The sequence below is a fragment of the Nocardia amikacinitolerans genome (assembly GCF_900215415.1).
GTDB lineage: Bacteria > Actinomycetota > Actinomycetes > Mycobacteriales > Mycobacteriaceae > Nocardia > Nocardia amikacinitolerans.
This window is the reverse complement of sequence record NZ_OBEG01000010.1, coordinates 67081-88179: the sequence shown is the minus strand read 5'-3', so window position 1 is coordinate 88179 and position 21099 is coordinate 67081. Positions and strand designations below refer to the sequence as shown.

Sequence of the window (21099 nt, the reverse complement as noted above, 5' to 3'; positions counted from 1 at the left end):
CTATCACCCGTGTCGTTACTGAACGGCGTGTAGTAAACGAACAGTGTTTAGAGGATGGCTATCGTGAAGATCGGAATTTTCGGCGCGAGCGGCGTGATCGGTGCCCGCGTGGTCGAGGAGGCGCGCCGACGCGGACACGAGGTGACCGCTTTCGCGCGCGACTCCGCGCGCTTCCCCGCCGACCAGGGCGAGGTGCGCTGGCGGGTGGCGGACTGGCTGGACACCGACAGCATCGCCGCGGCCATCGCGGGCTTGGACGTGGTGATCAGTGCGGTGAACGCCGGGCACGGCATCGCCGACACCATCGCCAACGCGAGCGCCTTCGTCACCGGCGCGCACGCGATGGTCGGCGCGCTGGAGCGGCACCCGGACATCCGGCTCATCGCCGTCGGCGGCGGGGGCAGCCTGGAGGTCGCGCCGGGACGCCAACTCGTCGACACCGGAACCGAATTCACGCGCATTCTCACCGAGGACCTCGGCGTACCCGCCGAATACCGCGACGTGGTGCTGGCGCTGCGGGACGCGCTCAACGTCTACCGCGTCTCCAACCGCAACTGGACCTACCTGAGCCCGTCGTCGGGTTTGGTCCAGCCCGGTGCCCGCACCGGCCGCTACCGCGTCGGCGGCGATCAACTTCTGATCGCCGACGCCGACATCTCCGCCGAGGACTTGGCCGTCGCCCTTCTCGACGAAGCCGAGAACCCCCGCTTCCCGCAGCGCCGGTTCACCGTCGCCGCCGCCTGACCGCGGGCCACCCCGAACAGGGCGAAGGCCCCGGTCCGTGTGGACCGGGGCCTTCGCGTGTGCTCTACCCGAATCAGGCGTTGCCGGAGAGCTTCTCCCGCAGTGCCGCCAGCTGGGCGTCGCTGGCCAGCGACCCGCCGGCGGGCTCGGCCTGGCTGGAGGAGGACTGCGCACCGCTCTCGGAGGAGTAGTTCGACGCGCCGCCACCGTTCGCGGCCTCGGCCGCGGCGTCGGCCGCCATCTTCTCCATCTGCGCGGTGTGCATCTTGTGGCGACGCTCCGCCTCGGCGTAGCGGCCTTCCCACTCCTCGCGCTGCTTGTCGAAGCCCTCGAGCCATTCGTTGGTCTCGGGGTCGAAGCCCTCGGGGAAGATGTAGTTGCCCTGCTCGTCGTAGCTGTCGGCCATGCCGTACTTCGACGGGTCGAACTCGGCGTGGTAGTCCTCGTTCGCCTGCTTCAGCGACAGCGAGATCCGGCGACGCTCCAGGTCGATGTCGATGACCTTGACCATCGCGTCGTCGCCGACCGCGACGACCTGGTCCGGCACCTCGACGTGGCGCTCGGCCAGCTCGGAGATGTGCACCAGGCCCTCGATGCCCTCTTCGACGCGCACGAACGCACCGAACGGAACCAGCTTGGTGACCTTGCCCGGCACGATCTGGCCGATCGCGTGGGTGCGGGCGAACTGACGCCACGGGTCTTCCTGGGTCGCCTTGAGCGACAGCGAGACACGCTCGCGGTCCAGGTCGACGTCGAGAACCTCGACGGTGACCTCGTTGCCGACCTCGACGACCTCGGACGGGTGGTCGATGTGCTTCCAGGACAGCTCGGAGACGTGCACCAGACCGTCCACACCGCCCAGATCGACGAAGGCGCCGAAGTTGACGATCGAGGAGACCACACCCTTGCGGACCTGGCCCTTCTGCAGCTGGTGCAGGAACTCGGAGCGCACCTCGGACTGGGTCTGCTCCAGCCACGCGCGGCGGGAAAGGACCACGTTGTTGCGGTTCTTGTCCAGCTCGATGATCTTGGCCTCGATCTCCTTGCCGACGTACGGCTGGAGGTCGCGGACGCGACGCATCTCGACGAGCGAGGCGGGCAGGAAGCCGCGCAGGCCGATGTCGAGGATCAGGCCGCCCTTGACGACCTCGATGACGGTGCCCTTGACGGCCTCGTCCTTCTCCTTGAGCTCCTCGATGGTGCCCCACGCACGCTCGTACTGCGCCCGCTTCTTCGACAGGATCAGGCGGCCTTCCTTGTCCTCCTTGGTGAGAACGAGGGCCTCGACCTCATCGCCCACGGAAACGACCTCGTTCGGGTCGACATCGTGCTTGATGGAGAGTTCACGGGAGGGGATGACGCCTTCGGTCTTGTAACCGATGTCGAGCAGAACCTCGTCGCGATCGACCTTGACGATGGTTCCTTCGACGATGTCGCCGTCGTTGAAGTACTTGATCGTGGCGTCGATGGCGGCGAGGAAGTCCTCGGCGGAGCCGATGTCGTTGACGGCTACCTGCGGCGAGGTGACGGTGGTGGGCATGTGTCGGTTTGCTCCGGACGGATTGTGGTCGGTTGCGGACATTGGAACTTTCGGTACGCTGCGAAATCACCGCGACGATGCGACGACGGACACAGAGGAACGTACCGCACTCATCCACTTGTGAAACTCAGCACGGGCGCTCTGTTATTTCAGTACGCTGATACGTCGGTAGATCGTTACTTCGGTACACCGGTACGTCGGTACAGCAGACACTCGCGCGTTCAGCGTACGCGACCTTGGTCCGCACGGGCAAACCGGTCTGCACGCCACGCCGGAGCGGTTCCGGCGCGCCGCGATCGTTAAGCTCACGCGCGTGTCGGAAGATCGCCATGCCCAAGCGAACGCGCTGCTCGGAACCACCGGAACCGCACGGACCCGGCTGAGTTCGGCCGACAGTCAACGCGCGAGCAGGCGCTGGTGGGACGCCGACGCCGACCAGTATCACCAGACGCACGCCGATTTCCTCGGCGTGGACTCCCCCGGCGGCGAGTTCGTGTGGTGCCCCGAGGGGCTGCACGAGGGCGATATGCACTTCCTCGGCGAGGACCTGGCAGGCAAGCGCGTCCTCGAGATCGGCTGTGGCTCGGCGCCGTGCGCGCGCTGGCTGGCCGGGCAGGGCGCGCTGCCGGTCGGTCTCGATCTGTCGATGGGCATGCTGGAGCGCGGGCTTGCCGCGATGGCGCGCGGCGGTCCCCGGGTTCCGCTGGTGCAGGCGGGAGCCGAGGCGCTGCCGTTCGCGGACGAATCCTTCGATCTGGCCTGTTCGGCGTTCGGCGCGGTGCCGTTCGTCGCCGATTCCGCGCTGCTGATGCGTGAGGTGGCCAGGGTGCTGCGGCCAGGCGGGCGCTGGGTGTTCTCGGTGAACCACCCGATGCGGTGGATCTTCCCCGACGATCCAGGCCCGGCCGGTCTCACCGCGTCCATTCCCTATTTCGATCGCACCCCTTATGTAGAGGTCGACGCCGACGGCGCGGCGACCTACGTCGAGCACCACCGCACCATCGGTGATCGGGTCCGCGAGATCGTCGCCGCGGGATTGACGCTGCTCGACATCGTCGAACCGGACTGGCCGGAATGGCTGGACCGGGAGTGGGGCCAGTGGAGCCCGTTGCGCGGCGAACTCTTCCCCGGAACGGCCATCTTCGTCACGGAGAAGCCCGGACCCTGACACGGAGCCAGGGGATCTCGACCTAGACTTGGCCGGTGCCCAGTGCGCGAGATCTTCTCGATCGCGTCGAGCGCCACTGCCGAGCCGACCAGACGGCGAAGCGGCTGCGCGAAGTGGTGCTCGCCGATCTCCGCGCGGCCGTCTCCTTCGACGGGTACGTCTTCATGCTCACCGATCCAGCCACCAGGGTCGGGACGTCGCCGCTGGCCGACCTGCTCGGCTTGCCCTGGTCACGTCTGCCGGAGCTGATCCGGCTGCGGTACCTGACCGAGTTCACCCGCTGGAGCGATCTGCTCGACAGGAGTACCGCGGCGACGTCCTTGCGCACCGCCACCGGCGGCGATCCCGCGCGCTCGCGGGTGTGGCGCGAGGTGCTGCGCGATCTCGGCGTCTTCGACACCGCGACGGTGGTGTTCGGCGACCGCTACGGATGCTGGGGATTCCTCGAGCTGCTGCGCAAGACCCCGCGTGCGTTCGACCCGACCCAGCTCACCACCCTGGCCGCGCTGGCGGCGCCGATCACGCGCGGGCTGCGCGCCGCGCTCGGCCGCACCTTCGTCGCGGAGGCGGGCGGACCCGTCCCCGCCGAACCCGCGGTCGTCACGCTCGGGCCCGACCTGCGGATGCGTGGCCAGACCCCGGCCGCCGCCGCGGGGCTGCTCCGGCTGAATCCACCGCAGGAGGCCATGCCGCCGATCCCGAACTCGGTCTACAACGTGGGCGCCGCGCTGCTGGCCGCCGAGCACGGAACACCCGTCGGTCCGCCGATGTCGCGCGTCCATCTGGGCGGCGCCCGCTGGCTGACGGTGCGCGCGGACCGGCTCGGGGATCAGGACATCGCGGTCTCGATGGCGCCGAGCACCACCGCAGAGCGCCTGGATCTGTTCGGGCGGGCACACGCGCTCACCCCGCGCGAGAACAAGGTGCTCACCCTGCTCGCCACCGGCCGCGAATCCCGCCGCCCGGCAAGCGATTCGGGACTGCGCGAGCAGGCGATGAACGATCACGTGAAGGCGATTCTGGCCAAGTGCGGCGTGCACACCCGGCAGGGACTGCTGTCGCGAGCGCTCGGCATCACCTGAGCCGTCAGCTGGTGGCGCCGAGTTCGGCGACCAATGCGGTGCGTGCTGCGGCGACGTGGTCGGCCAGATTCCCGCCGCTGCGCAACCAGATCTCGAAGCCGGCGAAGAAGCAGGACATGCCTACCTTGGCCCAGAGCAGCGGGCGGACGTCGGTGGCGGGGTCGACGCCCATCTGGTGGGCGAGGTGGGTGGTGAGGATGGCTTCGATGGCGCCGCGCTTGGCGAGGTCGCGGGCTTGCAGCGCGGGGTTGGCGGCGATCAGCGAGTCGCGGGTGCGCAACTCGTCGAGCCGGTCGGCGAAGTGCGCCACCATCGGTCCGATGACGGCGGCCAGCGTCGTCTCCGGATCCTCGCCCGCGGGGCGCTCGGCGAGCAGCCGGGCGAGTTCGGCGCGGTGCTCGTCGTCCTCGGCGAAGAGCAGCTCGTCCTTGCCGCTGTAGTACCGGTGCAGGGTCCGGGTGCCCACCTCGGCCGCGGCGGCGATGTCGGCGATGGTCACCGCGTCGAACCCGCGCTCGGCGAACAACCGCAGCGCCGCGTCGGCGATCGCGCGCCGGGTGCGTTCCTTCTTCCGATCACGCAACGACATGGAAGCATTGTCACGCATGGCCTAAAGTGGCACACTGTGCCATATGACAACAAGTGACAGGACCGTGGTTATCACCGGCGGCACAAGCGGACTCGGCCGCGAATGCGCCAGGGTGCTGGCCGCCGATCCGCACTGGACCGTCGTCGTGACGGGCCGGGACGCGGCGCGCGCCGCACGGGAAGCGGCCGAGCTCGGCGCCTACGGCATGGCCCTGGATCTGGGATCACTGGCGTCGGTGCGCGATTTCGCGACCGAACTGCGCGAGGCCGGGCTGCCGCCGCTGCGCGGCTTGGTCTGCAACGCCGGACTGCAATTCACCCGCCGCGCCTACACCGCCGACGGTGTCGAGGCCACTTTCGGCGTCAACCATCTCGGCCACCTCGCGCTGGTGAACGCGCTGCGCGACGACCTGGTCGCACCCGCGCGGATCGTCTTCGTCACCTCGGGCACGCACGATCCGCGCCGCGTCACCGGTATGCCGCATCCGCTGACCGCAACGGCGCGGGAACTCGCCCACCCACCCGCCGCGACGGAGGCCGCGCACAGCGACGGCCGCCGCCGCTACAGCACCTCGAAGCTGGCCAACTTGCAGACCGCCTACGAGCTGGCGCGCAGGCTCGGCGATCAGGGCATCACGGTGAACGCCTTCGACCCCGGTCTGATGCCGGGCACCGGATTGGCCAGGGACGCAAGCCGGTTCGCGCGAACACTGTGGGACACGGCGGCCAAGGCCCTCGTACTGTTGCCCGGCGTCAACACACCCGCCCGCTCCGGAGCCGATCTCGCCTGGTTGATCACCGATCCGACCTTGGCCGCCACCACCGGCCGCCATTTCGTCGGGCGCGCCGACCGCCCGTCCTCCGCGGCCTCCTACGATCGCGAGGCGCAGCGGGCGCTCTACGACGACAGCGTGGCCCTGATCGCGGAGCTCGCTCGCTGATCGTCCCGCGAAACACCGAAGCAGCGCCTCCCGACGGGGAAGGCGCTGCGTCCGTTCGGTTTTCGGCGTCCAACTAGTCGTCCGTGGAGTTTCCCTTGGACTTCGGTTTGCGGCCCGCCTGTTCGAGCGCAAGGCGCAGGGCGTATTCGATCTGTGCGTTGATGCTGCGCAGGTCGTCGGCCGCCCACTTGGCCAGGGCTTCGTGGACGGCCGGGTCGAGGCGCAGCAACAGTTTCTTGCGTTCGACCATGGGCCCGGCTCAGCTGTAGAGCGATCCGGCGTTGACCACGGGCTGGGTCGCGCGATCGCCGCACAGCACCACCAGCAGGTTGGACACCATCGCGGCCCGGCGTTCCTCGTCGAGCTCGACGACGCCCTGCTCGGTCAGGCGGTCGAGCGCCAGGCTCACCATGCCGACCGCGCCCTCCACGATGTGCGTGCGCGCGGCGACCACCTGCGCGGCCTGCTGGCGAACCAGCATGGCCTGGGCGATCTCCGGCGCGTAGGCGAGGTGGGTGATCCTGGCCTCCAGCACCTCGATGCCAGCCATCTCGGTGCGGTCGCGCAGTTCGACGGTCAGTTCCTCGGCCACCTCGGCGCCGTCGCGCAGGCTGGTGCGTCCGGCGTCGTGCGCGTCGTACGGATGCGTGGTGGCCAGATGCCGGACGGCGGCCTCGGACTGGGTCTCCACGTACTCCTCGTAGTCGTCGACGGCGAACGCCGCCTTGAAGCTGTCCACCACCCGGTAGACGACCACCGCGGCGATCTCCACCGGGTTGCCGTCGGCGTCGTTGACCTTCAGCTTCTGCGTCTCGAAGTTGCGGACCCGCAGCGAGATGCTCTTGCGGTCGGTCAGCGGCACCACCGAGAAGAAGCCGGGCTCGCTCACCGAGCCGATGTAGCGGCCGAAGAACTGAATCACCTTCGCCTCGTTCGGGTTGACGATCACCAACCCGGTGGCCAGCAGCGCGAGCACCACGACGACGACGGTGGCCGCGATCGCTGCGATCAGCGCGGGCATGTTCCCGTCCTTGGCCGCCGCGACGTACCCCAAGGCGGCCGCGCCGCCGAAGAAGAGGGTCAGCACCAACCAGGCCAACAGCACCAGAAAGCCGTTGACGTGGAATGCGGGCCTGAGCTTCATGACATCCTCCCGGTATCAGAGTGATATCACGAAGATAGCACGCGGCCGCCGAGCGGCCAATCCGCGATCGGCGGCCCGGCGGCCCATCGCCGCCGGGCGCATCCGACGCTCAGGCCGCGGGCCGGATGTTGCGGTTGAAGCGGAACATGTTGCGCGGGTCGTACTTCGCTTTCAGGTCCGCGAGCCGCGCGTAGGTCTCCGGCGCGTAGCCCGCGCGGGTCTGCGCGTCGTCCGCACCGTCGCCCGCGCCGTAGAGGAAGGCCAGACTGTGGCCGATCGTCCACGGCGCAAGCACCTTTCGAATCGCACCGTGCTCGTCGGGCACGGCGGCCCCCGCGTCGGGCGATGGCATGGTGATCACCCGGACGACGTAGGCGGCCTCGCGCCGGTCCACGGCGATACCCGAGGAGCCCGGCTTGCCGAGCGCGCCACCGAGGTGGCGGATGTCGACCACGGCCGGAATCGCACCGCCGGGACCGGTGGCCGCGGTGAGCGCGGCAAGCGCTTCCTCGGGGAGCTCGCCGAGCACGGCATTGGTCGCGGCGTAGGCGTGCGGATGGTCCGGATCGCTGTGGATGGTGTGCGATTCGGTGTAGGGCAGCTCGCGCAGATCGTCGCGCAGTCGCGCCCCGACCGCGCGCAGCGGCGCGACAAGGCGCTCGCCTTCGGCGGCCGGTCCGTCGAACGCGATCCGGATCGAGGCGACGTAGCGGCCGCGCAGCGACTCGGGCACCTGCGGGATGTCGGGGTAGGTCAGCGTGGCGACGGTCGAGGTCAACTCGTCGGGCACCGTCGCGGTCCACTGCCGCCAGGCTTCAAGCGCGGCCGCGGCAAGGGGCGTGTCGAACACCAGCTGCCCGCCGTAGACCGTCCGCACCGGAACCAGGTCGAGCTCCAGCGCCGTCACCACACCGAAATTGCCGCCGCTGCCGAGCACCGCGCCGAACAGTTCGTCGCCGGGGCGCAGCGTGCGCATCCGGCCGTCCGCGGTGACCAGTTCGATCATCCGCACGTGATCGGCGGCGTAGCCGAATTCCCTGGCCAGCAGGCCGAGTCCGCCGCCGAGCGTGTAGCCGACCACGCCGACCGACGGCGATGAGCCGTTCAGCGGGGCGAGCCCGAACTCCGCCGCCGCCTCGACCAGCGCGCCGGCCCGCACGCCCGCGGCGACCCGCGCGGTCTTCGCCTCGGGATCGATGCGAAGACCGGTCATCCGCGCCGTGCTGATCAGCACCCCGCCATCGGCTGCCACCGACAGCCCGTGTCCGGTCGCCTGCACGGCGACCGGAAGCCCTTGGCGCGCCGCGTATTCCACCGCGGCCCGGACGTCCTCGGCGTGCGCCGCGGCCACCACGAGCGCGGGCCGGTGGGTGTAGGCGGTCTGGAAGCCGGCGATCTCCGCCTCGTAGCCGGGTTCGCCCGGCCGGAACACCTGGCCGGTGAAGGCGGGGAAATCGGTCGTCTGCGTCGCGTTGTCTGTCATGCCTTCGACGATGCTCGGGTCCGAGCAAGAAGTACAACAGATGGTTTCTATCGATCCTAGAATCGACAGTTATGGAACTGCGCCACCTGCGCTACTTCGTCGCCGTGGCGGAGGAAGCCAACTTCACCCGCGCCGCCGCGCGCCTGCACCTGGCCCAGCCCGGCCTGAGCGCCCAGATCCGGCAATTCGAGCGGGAACTCGGCCAGCCGCTGCTGGACCGCGGCGGGCGCACGGTGACGCTCACCGAAGTCGGCGCTGCCGTGTTGCCGCACGCCAAAGCAGCTTTGGCCGCGGCGCAGCGCATCGCGGACACGGTGGACGAGTTCACCGGCCTGTTGCGCGGTCACGTCCGCGTCGGACTCATCTCCGGGGCCGCCCCCGAGGAATTCGACGTCGCGGCGGTGCTCGCCGATTTCCACGACGACCACCCGAAGGTCGCCATCAGCCTCACCGAGGACACCTCCGAACGCATGCTCGCCGCGCTCGGCCGCGGCGAACTCGACATCGCCCTGGTCGGCCTGAGCGGCGCGGAGCTCGATCCCGGGCTCGGCAAGCAGGTCGTGCTGGACACCGCGGTGGTCGCCGCCGTCGCCGCCGACGACCGGGACCACGGCGCGAGCATCCCGCTCGCCGCGCTGCGCGACCAGCCGGTGATCTGCCTGCCCACGGGCACCGGCCTGCGCGGCGTCTTCGAACGCGCCTGCGCCGCGGCCGGATTCGAGCCGCGGGTGGCGTTCGAGGCGGCCGCGCCGCCCCTGCTGCTGCGGCTGGCCGCGCGCGGGCTCGGGGTGGCCGTGGTGCCCGCGCTCACCGCGGCGGAGGCCGCCGCGCACGGGGTGCGGACGCTGCCGATCGTCGAGCCGGAACTGCGCGGGCAACTCGCCATCGTCTGGCGCACCGACCATCCAGCGGCGCCCGCCACCAAAGTGCTCCTCGGCCAACTTCGAATCGCGCTCGGCGACCGTTCCGGCGACCGACGACAAATATCCGAAGAATACTGACGAGTAATTTTCACCAGGCCCGTCGCGCCACCCGAGTGAGTGGCGAGCCCGCCAATCCTCCGGCACTATCGACAGCACAACTCACTCCGATCCGCGCTTGCATAGACACTGGTCAACGCACTTGTCATGGCAAGTTGAATCTCGAATTGCCAGAATTCACCGTCAGCGGTAAACAAACTCGGAATCCGCGTCGAATGCGCTGGTAGACCCCTGGACCAAAGTGATTCAAAGGAGCATCATATTCCTTATCCGGTGCCGTTCGTCGGGGGAACGTCAAAGGAACAGGCAAGGATGATTGGAGTCCAATGTTTATCAAGAAATTGGTGGCTACCGCCTTCATGGCCATTGCGGCCACCGGTATAGCCACCGCTACCGGACACGGGGAGGCCGGTCTGGCAGACGTCAGCTTCAGCGGCACGGACGGAGCGGTCGGCTACACGACGACACTCGCGGCCGATCATTCGAGCGCGTTGGTGAACCTCACTTCCGGCAAGTTCGCCATCACGCCCGACGCGGTCACGGTCCTCGCGGACGACGGCTCGGTAGTCGGCGCTATCCCGACGACGTTCGGGCAGTTCGCCGTCGCACCCGTGGTCAACGCCGCGGGCACCCAGCTGTCGCTGACACCGATCGGCGGGCCGACGACCGAGGCGGTCAACTCGCAAGATCTGCCCGGCGTGCAGCAGGCATGGGGGCCGTTCTCGATCGTCGTCGGCGCGGCCATCGGCTGCGCGATCGGCTTCGCGATCGGCATCTGGTTCTTCCTGGTCGGAGCCATCCCCGGATGCGTCATCGGCGCAGCGGTCGGCGCCACCCTCGGCTTCTTCTCACCATGGCCGTGATAGGTCGCCGAGCGAAGTAACCGACAACAACGACATGCGGGCCGGACGTCCCTCAGACGCCCGGCCCACTACTGTCGCCATCCGGCGCGACCGCTACGAGGACACTCGGCGCGACCGCGACGAGAACACCGCGACCGCGATCGGAACACTCAGAGCAACCGCGACAGGAACGCCTTCGTCCGTTCGTGTTTCGGGTCGCCGAGCACCTCACGCGGCGCACCCGCCTCCACCACCACGCCGCCGTCCATGAACACCAGCTGGTCGGCGACCTCGCGGGCGAAGCCCATCTCGTGCGTCACCACCACCATGGTCATGCCGCTCTCGGCGAGTTCGCGCATCACCTGCAGCACCTCGCCGACCAGCTCCGGATCCAGCGCCGAGGTCGGCTCGTCGAAGAGCATCAGCTTCGGATCCATGGCCAGTGCCCTGGCGATCGCCACGCGCTGCTGCTGGCCGCCGGACAGCTGGGCCGGATAGGCGTTGGCCTTGTCGCCCATGCCCACCCGATCGAGCAGCTCGTGGGCGCGGGCCACGGCGTCGGCCTTGCGCACCTTCTTCACCTGCGTCGGCGCCTCGATGATGTTCTCCAGCGCGGTCCGGTGCGGGAACAGGTTGAAGTGCTGGAACACCATGCCGATGTCGCGGCGCTGCTTGGCCGCCTCGCGCGGGTGCAGTTCGTAGAGCTTGTCGCCCTTCTGCCGGTAGCCGACGAGCTCGCCGTCCACGTACAGCCTGCCCGCGTTCACCTGCTCCAGGTGGTTGATACAGCGCAGGAAGGTGGACTTGCCGGAACCGGATGGTCCGATCAGGCACAGCACCTCACCGCGCGCCACCTCCAGCGAGATGCCCTTGAGCACCTGCAGCGCGCCGAAGTTCTTGCAGACCCGGTCGGCGACGATCATCCGCGGCGCGGCCTGCTCGTCCTTGTCCATGGAAACCGTCATTTCGCCTTCACCACGCTCTGCGCGTCGGCCAACTCCTGCAACTGCTTGGCGGTGAGCTGCCGGGACGCGCCGCGCGAGTAGTACCGCTCCAGATAGAACTGGCCGACCATCAACACGCTGGTGATGGCCAGATACCAGGTCGCCGTGACGAGCAGCAGCGGGATCGGCTGGAAGTTCACGCCGTAGATGTCGCGGGCCCGCCCGAACAGGTCGGTGCTGAGCGGGATCGCGGTCACCAGCGAGGTGGTCTTCAGCATGCCGATGAGTTCGTTGCCGGTCGGCGGAATGATCACCCGCATGGCCTGCGGCAACACGGTGCGCCGCATGGTCTGGGTCCAGGACATGCCGAGCGCGATCGACGCCTCGCGCTGCCCCTCGCCCACCGAGTTGATGCCCGCGCGGACGATCTCGGCCATGTAGGCGGCCTCGTTCAGACCGAGACCGATCACCGCGAAGGTGAACGCGGCCTGCAACTCCTGCACGTCGAGTTCGAAGAACTGCGGCCCGAACGGCACGCCGAGATGGATCTGCTGATACAGCGAGGGCACCAGACCCCAGAACACCAGCTGCACGAAAATCGGTGTGCCGCGGAAGATCCAGAGATACACCCACGCCGTCGACCGCAGCACCGGGTTGGGCGACAGGCGCATCACCGCGAGCACCGTGCCGAGGACGATCGCGATGGCCATCGCCAGCACGGTCAGCTCCAGGGTGACGACCGCGCCCGCGACGATGCGGCTGTCGAACAGGTACTTCCAGTAGGTGCCCCACTGGTAGGCGTCATTGGTGGCGGCGCCGTAGACGAACAGCCCGAGCAGCACCAGGATGACGGCGGCGGCGATCCATCGCCCCGGCCTGCGCAGCGGAACCGCTTTGATCGGTTCGGGCTCGGACGGCGCCGGGATACCGCCGGGCCCGGGATCGCCGGGCACGACGGTGGTGTCGGTGTCTGACATCGGTCAGCTCACGGCCCCGTTGATCACCGACTCGGTGATCGCGCCGTCCTGCACGCCCCAGTTCTCGGTGATCTGCTTGTACTGACCGTTCTTGATCAGGTGGTTGACCGCGGCCTGCAGCACCTTGGCCAGCGGCGAGCCCTTCGGCACCGCCCAGCCGTAGGGCGCGGAGTCGAACACGGGACCCGCGGTCTCGATCTTGCCGTTGCTCTGCTTGATGGCGTAGGCGGTCACCGGGGAGTCGGCCGACATCGCGTCGACCTGGCCGAGCACCAGCGCGTTGGTCGCGGCGCTCTGCTCGTCGAACGGCTTGATGTCGATGGCGGGCTTGCCCTCGGCGACGCACTTGGCGCTCTTGGCGGGCACCTCGTCGGTGTGCTCGACGGTGGTGGCCTGCACGGCGACCTTCTTGCCGCAGGCGTTGTTCGGGTCGATCGGCTTGCCGGTCTGCTGGGCCCACTGGATGCCCGCGCTGAAGTAGGTGGTGAAGTCGACCTGCTGCTCACGTTCCTTCGAGTCGGTGATCGAGGACATGCCGACGTCGTAGGTCCCCGCCTGGATCGCCGGAATGATCTTCTCGAAGGCCGACTCGACGTACTCGGCCTTGATACCCAGCACCGAGGTGACCGCGTCCATCAGATCCACGTCGAAGCCCACGATCTTGCCGCTGGCGTCCTTGTACTCGTTGGGCTGGTAGGGCACGTTCACGCCGATGACCAGCTTGCCGGACTGCTTGATCTTGTCGGGCAGTTGATCGGCGATTTCGGTGACCTTGTCCACCTGCACCTTGGAGACCGCCGGTCCGGTCTCTTCGGTATTGGTGGTACAGCCCGCGAGAACGAGTGCGGCGCCGGTGAGCGCGCACATCGCTCGCAGGGCCCGCCTGCCAGGCTTGGATCGATCAGACACAGCAGCCCTCCACATTTCGGTTACAAGAAACCCGGGTGTCACCACCCGTTTGGCAATCTAAGCGACCGAGACGTTTCGTGCTGGACAGTAATGGAATTCCACATCGGGTCGTTGCGGACTCCATCCCGGTACAGGTTGCCGGTGCGCCGACCGGACACCATACCCCGACACCTCACAACCGAGCCCTCGGGGTTGCCACATAATTGCCCTTCGCCATGCGGGAGCGTTCCGCACGCCACATCCATGCACCGAAGCAGAGTCCCGACCGTTGATGCGCGCGACGGAAAGCGCACGGCCGGTTGGCTTTCGAGCATCACATCGGAATGCGGTCGGTATCGAAGGCGGCCCTTCTACCTCGGATCGAGTTCGACCGCCACGGCCGAGGGGCCGCCCGCGGTGGCGGACACGGATTCGTCGACGGGGGCGGAGGCGGTTGTCGTCGGGGCGGGGGATGGGGTGGTGCCGGTGGCGACGCGCCGGAGGTTTGCCGCCGCGGTCTTGAAGAGAGGCTGTTTGGAGGCGGGGTCCCAGTCGGTCGGGGTGAGTTCGTTCGCGGCGCGGTCGTGGGCATCGTCCCCGCGGTCCCAGTAGCCGTAGTGGAACGGCAGGAAGAGCACGCCTTGGCGGATGCGGCCGATGCGGGCGCGGGCGTGCACCGATCCGCGTCGGGTCGACACCTCCACCAGGTCGCCCTCCCCGATCCCCGCGTTTTCGGCGTCGGTGCGGGAGATCTCGAGCCAGACCTCCGGCGCGGCCGCCGCCAGCTGCGGTGCGCGGGCGGTCTTCGTCCTGGTGTGGAAGTGGTACAGCGTTCGGCCGGTGACCAGCGCGAACGGATGCTCCGCGGTGGGCGCCTCGCGCGCGTGCACGTAGTCGGCGGATTTGATGATCGCCTTGCCGTCCGGGTTCAGCGCGCGGTACTCGCCGAGCTCGACCTGCTTCCCGGAGAGCAGGTCCTTGCCGTAGGACTCGCACTCGGCGGGCGCGCTCCAGAACCGTCCGTCGGCGTAGAGGCGCTCGGTGCCGTCCGGATGCGCGCTGTCGCAAGGCCATTGGATGCCCGAGCCTTCGCGCAGCCGCGCGTGCGTCAGGCCGCTGTAGTCGCACGGACGTCCGGCCGAGCACGCCTTCCACGCCTCGAACGCCGACTCCGCGTCGCGCCAGTGGATCAGCGGGCCGCCGTCCCGGTCGCGAAAGTCCATGCGGCGGGCGTAGTCCAGGAAGATGTCCAGATCGGACTTCGCCTCGCCCGGCGGGTCGACGGCTCGATCCGAGAGGTGCACGGTGCGGTCGGCGTTGGTGAAGGCGCCGGTCTTCTCGCCCCACGCCGCGGCGGGCAGCACGACATCGGCCATCGCCGCGGTCTCGGTCGGGAAGATGTCCTGCACCACAAGGAAAAGGTCCTCGCGCGCGAGGACCGACCGGACGCGCGCCAGCTCGGGCAACGACACGGCGGGGTTGGTGGCGCTCACCCACAGCATCCGGATATCGCCCTGCTCGGCGCATCGGATCATCTTCATGACGTGGGTCGGCGGTCCGGAGTGCGGGATCCGATCGGGATCGACCCGCCACCGCTCGGCGAGCTCGGCGACGTGCGCGTCGTTGGCCCAGTTGCGGAAGCCAGCCATGTCACCGTCGGCGCCGCATTCGCGGGTGTTCTGCGCCGTCGGCTGGCCGTTCATCTGCAATATCCCGCAGCCGGGCCGCCCGATCTGCCCCCGGATCAAATGCACGTTGTTGACCTGCACGGCCGCCGCGGTCGCCTGATGGGATTGATAGAAGCCCTGGAGCACGGTGGACAGCAGCCGCGGCGCGGTACCGAGCAGGCGGGCCGCCTCGCGGATGTGTCCGGCCGCGACACCGCAGATTCGCGCCGCCCGCTCCGGGAAGCATTCGCTCACCCGGGTGCGTAGTTCGTCGAAGCCGACGGTGTGCTCACGGATGTAGTCGTGATCCACCCAGCCGTTGGCGATGATCTCGTGCAGCAGCGCGTTCATGAGCGCGACGTTGGTGCCGGGCAGGGGCGCGAGGTGGACGGCCGCGTGCTCCGCGACCGGGGTGTGGCGTGGGTCGACGCAGACGATCGCGGGCGGGTTCGGTCCGGCGAGCCGGTCGAGCATCCGCGCCCACAGCACCGTCTGCGTTTCGGCGACGTTGTGCCCGAACAGCGCGATGACGTCGGCGTGGTCGACGTCGGCGAACGAGCCGGGCTGGCCGTCGCAGCCGAAGGACTGCTTCAGCGCCTCCGCGGCCGTCGACGTGCACAGCCGGGTGTTCCCGTCGACGTGGTTGGTGCCGATGCCCGCGTGGGCGAGCACGCTCAGCGTGTAGTACTCCTCCAGGAACAACTGGCCGGAGGTGTAGAAGCCGATCGCGCCGGGGCCGTGCCGCTCGAGCAGGCTCTTGCTGTGCCGCACGATGCGGTCCATGGCCGTGTCCCAATCGGTTTCGACAAGTTCGCCGTCGCGGCGGACGAGCGGGCGGGTCAGCCGATCGGGCGACGCGTTGGCTTGCCAGGCGAACAGATCCTTCGGTCCGAGCCTGCCGCGGTTGACCCGGTCCACCGCGCGGCCGCGCACCCCGACCATCCGCCCGTCCACGACCGCGATGTCGAGTGCGTCGCCGTTGGAGCTCATGACCGAGGCGGACGGCACCCACCGCTGCACGGACTCGGGTTCGACGCCGTCGGCCAGATACATGTCGACCCGCTCGGGCCACCGCTGTCCCGCGCCGTAGGCGAATCTGCGCCCCCAAGGGTCGGCAATTCGATCTCGGGTCTCCATACCGCGCGCGTACCCGCCGAGGGACACGGCACGCCTGCGAGAAACGGGCGCGACGAACCGCTCGCTCGAGTTTGATCCGGCGATCGGGTGGTACGGCGGACCTACCCGACAGTGAGGAGTGGCCATGCGCGTCGTCGTGGTGGGGGCCACCGGCAATATCGGCACCTCGGTGGTGTCGGCCCTGACGGCCGAGCCGGCGGTGACCTCGATCGTGGGGGTGGCGCGTCGCGCGCCGTCGACGCTGCCGTCCGGGGTGGAGTTCGCCTGCGCCGACGTGCGCATGGACGATCTCGGCCGGGTCTTCCGCAACGCCGACGCGGTCGTGCAGCTGGCGTGGCTGTTCCAGCCGACCCACCGGGCGGAGGTCACCTGGCGGGCCAACGTGATCGGGACCCAGCGGGTACTCGCCGCGGCGGCGGCCGAGGACGTGCCCGCAGTGGTCTGCGCCTCGTCGATCGGCGCCTACTCGCCCGCGCGCGATGACACTCCTGTCGACGAGTCGTGGCCCACCGACGGCTGGCCGCTCGCGGCGTACACGAGGGAGAAGGCCTACGTCGAGCGGGTGCTCGACGCGTTCGAAACCGCGCATCCCGAGACGCGGGTGGTGCGCATGCGGCCGTCGTTCGTCTTCCAGCGTGCCTCGGCCAGCGAGCAGCGCCGCCTGTTCGCCGGACCGCTGCTGCCGCACCCGCTGATCCGCCCGGGAGTTGTTCCGATCCTTCCGCTGCCGCGTGGTCTGCGGATGCAGGCGCTGCACAGCCACGACGCGGGCCGCGCCTTCGCCCGCGCCGCCGTCACCGACGCGCACGGCGCGTACAACATCGCCGCGGACCCGGTGCTCGACCGTGCGCGCCTCGGCGAGCTCTTCGACGCCAGAACCGTCGAAGTGCCGCCGGGCACGATCCGCGCTGCCCTCTCGACGGCGTGGCGGCTGCGCCTCGCACCCACACCGCCCGGCCTCTTCGACGCGCTGCTGCGGCTGCCGATCATGGACACCGGCCGCGCGCGAACCGAACTGGACTGGACGCCGCGCCACACCGCCGTCGAGACCCTGCGCGAGGCGCTGGACGGATTCCGCGCCAACGCGGGCGGCGACACTCCCCCGCTCGCCTCGGACGCGGGCGGACGGTTCCGCCTCAAGGAATTCGCGTCCGGGGTGGGCGGCCGCGATCCGGTCGACGCGTGGGGTGCGGCAGCGCACTAGGAACCCGGGCGCGGCACACCGCTCGGCGGTGCGCCCGGACGCAGGTTGCCGGGGTGCCGTCGCGCGCGACGCGCCGGAGATGTCCGTTTCCCCTCTACACTGGGCGCGTGCGTGTTCGACGGCTGATCGCCCTGTCCTTTGTGGCCCTGCTCGCTCCGCTCGGCGCTGCCGCCTGCACCGTGGAGGGGCCGGGCACCAAGTCCGAGTGCAATGTCGGCGGGTGCACCGTGACCTTCACCCGCGGCGTGGACGCCAAGGCGAACATCCTCGGCATCGACGCGGAACTCGTCGCGGTGAACGGCAACCTGGTCACCCTGAAGATCGGCGGCCAGCAGGTCGACGTCCCGGTCGGTGAGACACAGGCCGCCGAGGGCATGAACGTCACGGTGCAGGAAGTCACCGACGAGAAGGTGGTCGTCAAGATCGCCACCGGGCTGACCGGCGGCAACTGACGCCACCCTGCTCTATCGATCTCGCCCTACCGAACGAACTCGGCCGGTTCAGCGGCGGTGCACCCGCGCGCACACCTGCTCGGTGAACTCCGCCGTCGAAGCCTGACCACCCAGATCCGCGGTCGCGATGCCCGCGGCGAAGGTGGCCGCGACCGCCCGCTCGATGCGGTCGGCGGCGTCGCTCACCGCGCCGTCCGCGTCGCGAGTCCCCAACCAGCGCAACAACATCGCCGCGGACAGTTGGAGCGCCACCGGGTTGGCGCGGTTGTGTCCGGCCAGCGTCGGCGCGGCGCCGTGCACCGCCTGCGCCATGGCGCGGGTTGCCGAACAGTTCAGCGAGGCGGCCATGCCGAGCGAACCACTCAGCTCGCCCGCCAGATCGGACAGGATGTCGCCGAACAGATTCTCGGTGACCAGCACGTCGAAATCGCCCGCGGCGCGGACCAGATGCGCGGCCGCCGCGTCCACGTGCTCGTCGTCCACCTCGACGCCGGGGTAGGCCCGCGCCACCTCGTGGCAGACGTCGCGGAACAGGCCCATGGTCATCGGCAGGACGTTCGCCTTGTGCACGATGGTCACCCGCTTGCGGCGGGCCGAGGCCACGCGGAAGGCCTCGTGCGCGATCAGCTCGCAGGCCCGCCGGGTCACCACGCCGACGGCCATGGCCATGTCGCGGGTCGGCTGGAACTCCCCCGACCCGGCGAACATATTGCGATCGGCGTAGAACCCCTCGCTGTTCTCGCGCACGATCACCAGGTCGATATCCGGAGCCGCCGACCGCACGCCGGGGAAGGCGCGGGCCGGGCGGATGTTCGCGAACAGGCCGAACTGCTTGCGAATCGCGCCGCCCGGCGCCACCGCGCCGCGGTGCTCGGCCGGGTAGGACGCGTTGTCGTGCGGTCCGAGGATCCACGCGTCGAGCTCCTCGAGTCCGCGCAGCGTGTGTTCCGGCAGCGCGGCGCCGAACTCTTCGATGGCGCGGTGACCCATCGGCAACTCCACCCACTCCACCGCGGGCGCGCCTGCCGCCGCCAGCGCCTCGTCCACGACCACCCTGGTCGCGCGCACCACCTCGGGACCGATCCCGTCGCCCTCGATCAACCCCAGTCGCACCGCTGTCCTCGCCTGCTTCACCGGGCAATCCTCTCGCCGACGCCTCGCCGCACCGGAACCGGCCCGCCGCACCGGCCGTGCGGCTACGTTGGAAAGATCATGGTGCAGTCGGTCGAATTGCTGGTGGACGACGCGGCCGAGGCGGAGATTCGGCGGCAGTGGACGCTGCTCGCGGAGGCCGGACTGCCGAGCGTCTCGGCGAAGGCGATCGAGACCCATCGCCCGCACATCACGATCGCGGTGGCGAGACAGATCTGGCCGCGCATCGACCACGCACTCGACCAGCTGATCTTCCGGCCTTTCCCGGTGCGGCTCGGCGGTGTGCTGGTATTCGGGGCGCGGCACCCGATCCTGGTGCGGCTGGTGGTGCCCTCCGAACAACTGCTGGCGCTGCAAAGGCGGGTTTACGACGTCGTGTCGCCCTGTCCCGGCGCGCCCGCGAACCTGCGTCCGGACGCCTGGACACCGCATATCACGCTGGCCAGGCGGGTACCCGTCCGGCAGCTCGGCGCCGCTGTGCACGCCGTGGCCGCCGACAGTGATTTCCCCGCGACGATCGCGGGTATCCGGCGGTGGGACGGCGACCAACGGCGGGAGTGGCCGGTGGCCCGTGGAAGATAAGAGACAAGCCCGGCGTTACAGCTGGCAACATTCGAACGAGAGGACGTCATGGCCACCCAGACGCTGACCCAGCAGAACTTCGATGAGGTAGTCACCGGAAACGACGTGGTACTCGTCGATTTCTGGGCCGATTGGTGCGGCCCGTGCAAGAGCTTCGCGCCGACTTTCGAGAAGTCCTCGGAACAACACCCCGACGTCGTGCACGGCAAGGTCGACACCGAATCCGAGCAGGGTCTCGCGGCCGCCGCGAACATCCGCTCCATCCCGACCATCATGGCGTTCCGCGAGGGCGTGCTGGTCTTCGCGCAGCCGGGCGCGCTGCCGCCCGCCGCGCTGGAGGACCTGGTCACCCAGGTGAAGGCGCTCGACATGGACGAGGTCCGCAAGCAGCTCGCCGAGCAGCAGTCCGCCTCCGAGTAGGCCGCGCCAACGGATCGGGCCGGGCACCCCCTGCGGGGCGCCCGGCCCGTCGTGCGTTCAGGAACCGTCGTACGTTCAGGAACCGAGTCGGTTGATACCGGAAATCATTGCGCGGACGATGGATTCGGCGCCGTCGTCGGCGACCGCCGCGCCCCACCCGCGCTTGCCGTCGAGCTCGCACCGGACGAAGGTCGCGGTGCCGCCCGCGGTGCGGCGCTGGTGGAACTGCAGGATCTCCACCGGGTAGCCCTCCTCGTAGAGGGCCGAGGTGAGGGCGGCGACCGGGCTGCCGGTGGTGGCCACGGTGCGCAGGTGGTCGGCGAACTCGAGCGTGGCGGTGCACTCGGCGTTGCGGTGACCGCCGGCGAATTCGCTGAGCCGGACCGGACCGGTGTGCCCGCAGTAGGAGTCGTAGAACTCCGCCGGTGTCATCCCGGCGGCTTCCGCGCGCAGGCCCTTGGGGGCGGCGGCGATGAAAGTCTTCGTATCAAGAGTGAGCATGGTCATTGTGAGGTAGGTCTTCCCGAAGAATGTCGGCGGAGGGGACCAGCGTCAACACATCTACAGCCCGCAGCGAGGGGGCCGGTCCGAATCAGACCCCGCTACGGCGGGTTACTACGAGAAGTCGCGCGTGCGCCACAACCGCGGTAAGCGGAATTAGCGCAACGCGGTCGCGGTCTGCGACACGGAGCGCTGCGCTGTGGCGGTCGGCGGGATTCGGCACGGCATCGAGAATAGGCATTCCGAGGCCCGATAGCAACCTTTTCGTACCCCTGTTTCCTCTACTCACGAGTACCATCACCGCAGCTCACACCGCTCGCGACGCCGGTACGGTTATGGCATGGGTCTCATCGCCTTGACCATCCCCGGCCTCGCCATCCTGCTCGTCGCGGTCGCCTTCGCCGAAGTCCTCTGGAATCGCCTCACCGGCAGCCGCCTGCTGCCCTGGACCAAACGCCGCACCGGCCACCCCATCGCCGCCACCGCCTTCGACGAGGTGACCGCGGCCTTCCAAGGCTCCAAGCACTTCGAGTTCGAGCAGCGCATGACCACCCTCATGCACCGCGAGACGAAGTCCGACGGCGCGCCGCCCCGCGACGAGGTGGACCTCACCGCGGGCTCGGCCCGCCTCGTGCGGAAGGCCTGACAGAACCCGGATCGGAC

22 protein-coding genes are annotated in these 21099 nt (G+C 69.2%); 11 read left to right on the top strand and 11 right to left on the bottom strand.

The features are described 5' to 3' along the window. The first annotated feature begins 63 nt into the window (after positions 1–63). Positions 64–744, top strand: a complete 681-nt coding sequence (locus CRP45_RS32365; RefSeq protein ID WP_097248490.1) for an NAD(P)-dependent oxidoreductase — start codon at positions 64–66, stop codon at positions 742–744. A gap of 73 nt (positions 745–817) precedes the next feature. On the opposite strand, the gene rpsA is transcribed toward CRP45_RS32365, so the two are convergent. Beyond that, the gene (gene rpsA / locus CRP45_RS32360; protein WP_067793196.1) at positions 818–2284 is read right to left on the bottom strand and encodes a 30S ribosomal protein S1; all 1467 of its coding nucleotides are present in this window, start codon (positions 2282–2284) and stop codon (positions 818–820) included. 313 nt (positions 2285–2597) lie between these two features. On the opposite strand from rpsA, the gene CRP45_RS32355 reads away from it, so the two are divergent. After that, positions 2598–3452 (top strand): class I SAM-dependent methyltransferase, encoded by an 855-nt coding sequence (locus CRP45_RS32355; protein WP_097248416.1) that lies wholly within the window; start codon positions 2598–2600, stop codon positions 3450–3452. Positions 3453–3487: 35 nt separating this feature from the next. Beyond that, entirely contained in the window at positions 3488–4534 is a 1047-nt protein-coding gene (locus CRP45_RS32350; RefSeq protein WP_097248415.1) for a helix-turn-helix transcriptional regulator, read from the top strand. 4 nt (positions 4535–4538) lie between these two features. Here CRP45_RS32350 and CRP45_RS32345 read toward each other — a convergent pair whose 3' ends face one another. Then, positions 4539–5123 carry a TetR family transcriptional regulator gene (locus tag CRP45_RS32345; RefSeq protein WP_179831091.1) on the bottom strand — a complete coding sequence of 195 codons (585 nt, stop codon included), beginning with the start codon at positions 5121–5123 and terminating at the stop codon, positions 4539–4541. A 43-nt stretch (positions 5124–5166) separates the two neighbouring features. Here CRP45_RS32345 and CRP45_RS32340 point away from each other — a divergent pair, with 43 nt between their 5' ends. Then, entirely contained in the window at positions 5167–6063 is an 897-nt protein-coding gene (locus tag CRP45_RS32340) for an SDR family NAD(P)-dependent oxidoreductase (protein ID WP_097248413.1), read from the top strand. A gap of 73 nt (positions 6064–6136) precedes the next feature. On the opposite strand, the gene CRP45_RS33570 is transcribed toward CRP45_RS32340, so the two are convergent. The 3 genes from CRP45_RS33570 to CRP45_RS32330 form a co-directional block, all read right to left on the bottom strand. Next, a complete protein-coding gene (locus tag CRP45_RS33570) occupies positions 6137–6313 on the bottom strand; it encodes a type II toxin-antitoxin system antitoxin (protein WP_143861600.1) in 177 nt (58 codons plus the stop codon). 9 nt (positions 6314–6322) lie between these two features. Continuing rightward, positions 6323–7207, bottom strand: a complete 885-nt coding sequence (locus tag CRP45_RS32335; protein WP_097248412.1) for an SPFH domain-containing protein — start codon at positions 7205–7207, stop codon at positions 6323–6325. A gap of 109 nt (positions 7208–7316) precedes the next feature. After that, the gene (locus CRP45_RS32330) at positions 7317–8690 is read right to left on the bottom strand and encodes an FAD-binding oxidoreductase (RefSeq protein WP_097248411.1); all 1374 of its coding nucleotides are present in this window, start codon (positions 8688–8690) and stop codon (positions 7317–7319) included. A 71-nt stretch (positions 8691–8761) separates the two neighbouring features. On the opposite strand from CRP45_RS32330, the gene CRP45_RS32325 reads away from it, so the two are divergent. Together CRP45_RS32325 and CRP45_RS32320 are read left to right on the top strand one after the other, a co-directional pair. After that, positions 8762–9691 (top strand): LysR family transcriptional regulator, encoded by a 930-nt coding sequence (locus CRP45_RS32325; RefSeq protein WP_097248410.1) that lies wholly within the window; start codon positions 8762–8764, stop codon positions 9689–9691. A gap of 305 nt (positions 9692–9996) precedes the next feature. Beyond that, the gene (locus CRP45_RS32320; protein WP_067793209.1) at positions 9997–10533 is read left to right on the top strand and encodes a DUF8020 domain-containing protein; all 537 of its coding nucleotides are present in this window, start codon (positions 9997–9999) and stop codon (positions 10531–10533) included. 149 nt (positions 10534–10682) lie between these two features. Here the strand turns inward: CRP45_RS32320 and CRP45_RS32315 are convergent, their stop codons facing one another. The 4 genes from CRP45_RS32315 to CRP45_RS32300 form a co-directional block, all read right to left on the bottom strand. Next, positions 10683–11435: an amino acid ABC transporter ATP-binding protein gene (locus CRP45_RS32315; RefSeq protein WP_067793344.1), complete on the bottom strand. Its 753-nt coding sequence runs from the start codon at positions 11433–11435 to the stop codon at positions 10683–10685. 38 nt (positions 11436–11473) lie between these two features. Then, complete coding sequence (locus CRP45_RS32310; protein WP_179831090.1) at positions 11474–12433, bottom strand: amino acid ABC transporter permease; 960 nt, start codon at positions 12431–12433, stop codon at positions 11474–11476. A gap of 3 nt (positions 12434–12436) precedes the next feature. After that, positions 12437–13300, bottom strand: coding sequence for an ABC transporter substrate-binding protein (locus CRP45_RS32305; RefSeq protein WP_245910677.1), 864 nt, complete (start codon positions 13298–13300; stop codon positions 12437–12439). 392 nt (positions 13301–13692) lie between these two features. After that, a complete protein-coding gene (locus CRP45_RS32300; RefSeq protein ID WP_097248488.1) occupies positions 13693–16125 on the bottom strand; it encodes a molybdopterin oxidoreductase family protein in 2433 nt (810 codons plus the stop codon). A gap of 124 nt (positions 16126–16249) precedes the next feature. Between CRP45_RS32300 and CRP45_RS32295 the strand changes: the two genes are divergently transcribed. Together CRP45_RS32295 and CRP45_RS32290 are read left to right on the top strand one after the other, a co-directional pair. Next, positions 16250–17329: an NAD-dependent epimerase/dehydratase family protein gene (locus tag CRP45_RS32295; RefSeq protein ID WP_097248408.1), complete on the top strand. Its 1080-nt coding sequence runs from the start codon at positions 16250–16252 to the stop codon at positions 17327–17329. Between the two features lie 107 nt (positions 17330–17436). Beyond that, positions 17437–17781, top strand: a complete 345-nt coding sequence (locus CRP45_RS32290; RefSeq protein WP_067793216.1) for a hypothetical protein — start codon at positions 17437–17439, stop codon at positions 17779–17781. 48 nt (positions 17782–17829) lie between these two features. On the opposite strand, the gene CRP45_RS32285 is transcribed toward CRP45_RS32290, so the two are convergent. Next, a complete protein-coding gene (locus CRP45_RS32285; protein WP_097248407.1) occupies positions 17830–18915 on the bottom strand; it encodes an isocitrate/isopropylmalate dehydrogenase family protein in 1086 nt (361 codons plus the stop codon). Between the two features lie 78 nt (positions 18916–18993). Here CRP45_RS32285 and CRP45_RS32280 point away from each other — a divergent pair, with 78 nt between their 5' ends. Next, a complete protein-coding gene (locus tag CRP45_RS32280; RefSeq protein WP_067793218.1) occupies positions 18994–19515 on the top strand; it encodes a 2'-5' RNA ligase family protein in 522 nt (173 codons plus the stop codon). A gap of 48 nt (positions 19516–19563) precedes the next feature. Beyond that, entirely contained in the window at positions 19564–19935 is a 372-nt protein-coding gene (trxA, locus tag CRP45_RS32275) for a thioredoxin (protein WP_097248406.1), read from the top strand. Between the two features lie 75 nt (positions 19936–20010). Here the strand turns inward: trxA and CRP45_RS32270 are convergent, their stop codons facing one another. Beyond that, positions 20011–20436: a 2-isopropylmalate synthase gene (locus CRP45_RS32270; protein ID WP_245910661.1), complete on the bottom strand. Its 426-nt coding sequence runs from the start codon at positions 20434–20436 to the stop codon at positions 20011–20013. 340 nt (positions 20437–20776) lie between these two features. On the opposite strand from CRP45_RS32270, the gene CRP45_RS32265 reads away from it, so the two are divergent. Continuing rightward, entirely contained in the window at positions 20777–21082 is a 306-nt protein-coding gene (locus tag CRP45_RS32265) for a DUF6191 domain-containing protein (RefSeq protein WP_097248405.1), read from the top strand. The last annotated feature ends 17 nt before the right edge of the window (positions 21083–21099 follow it).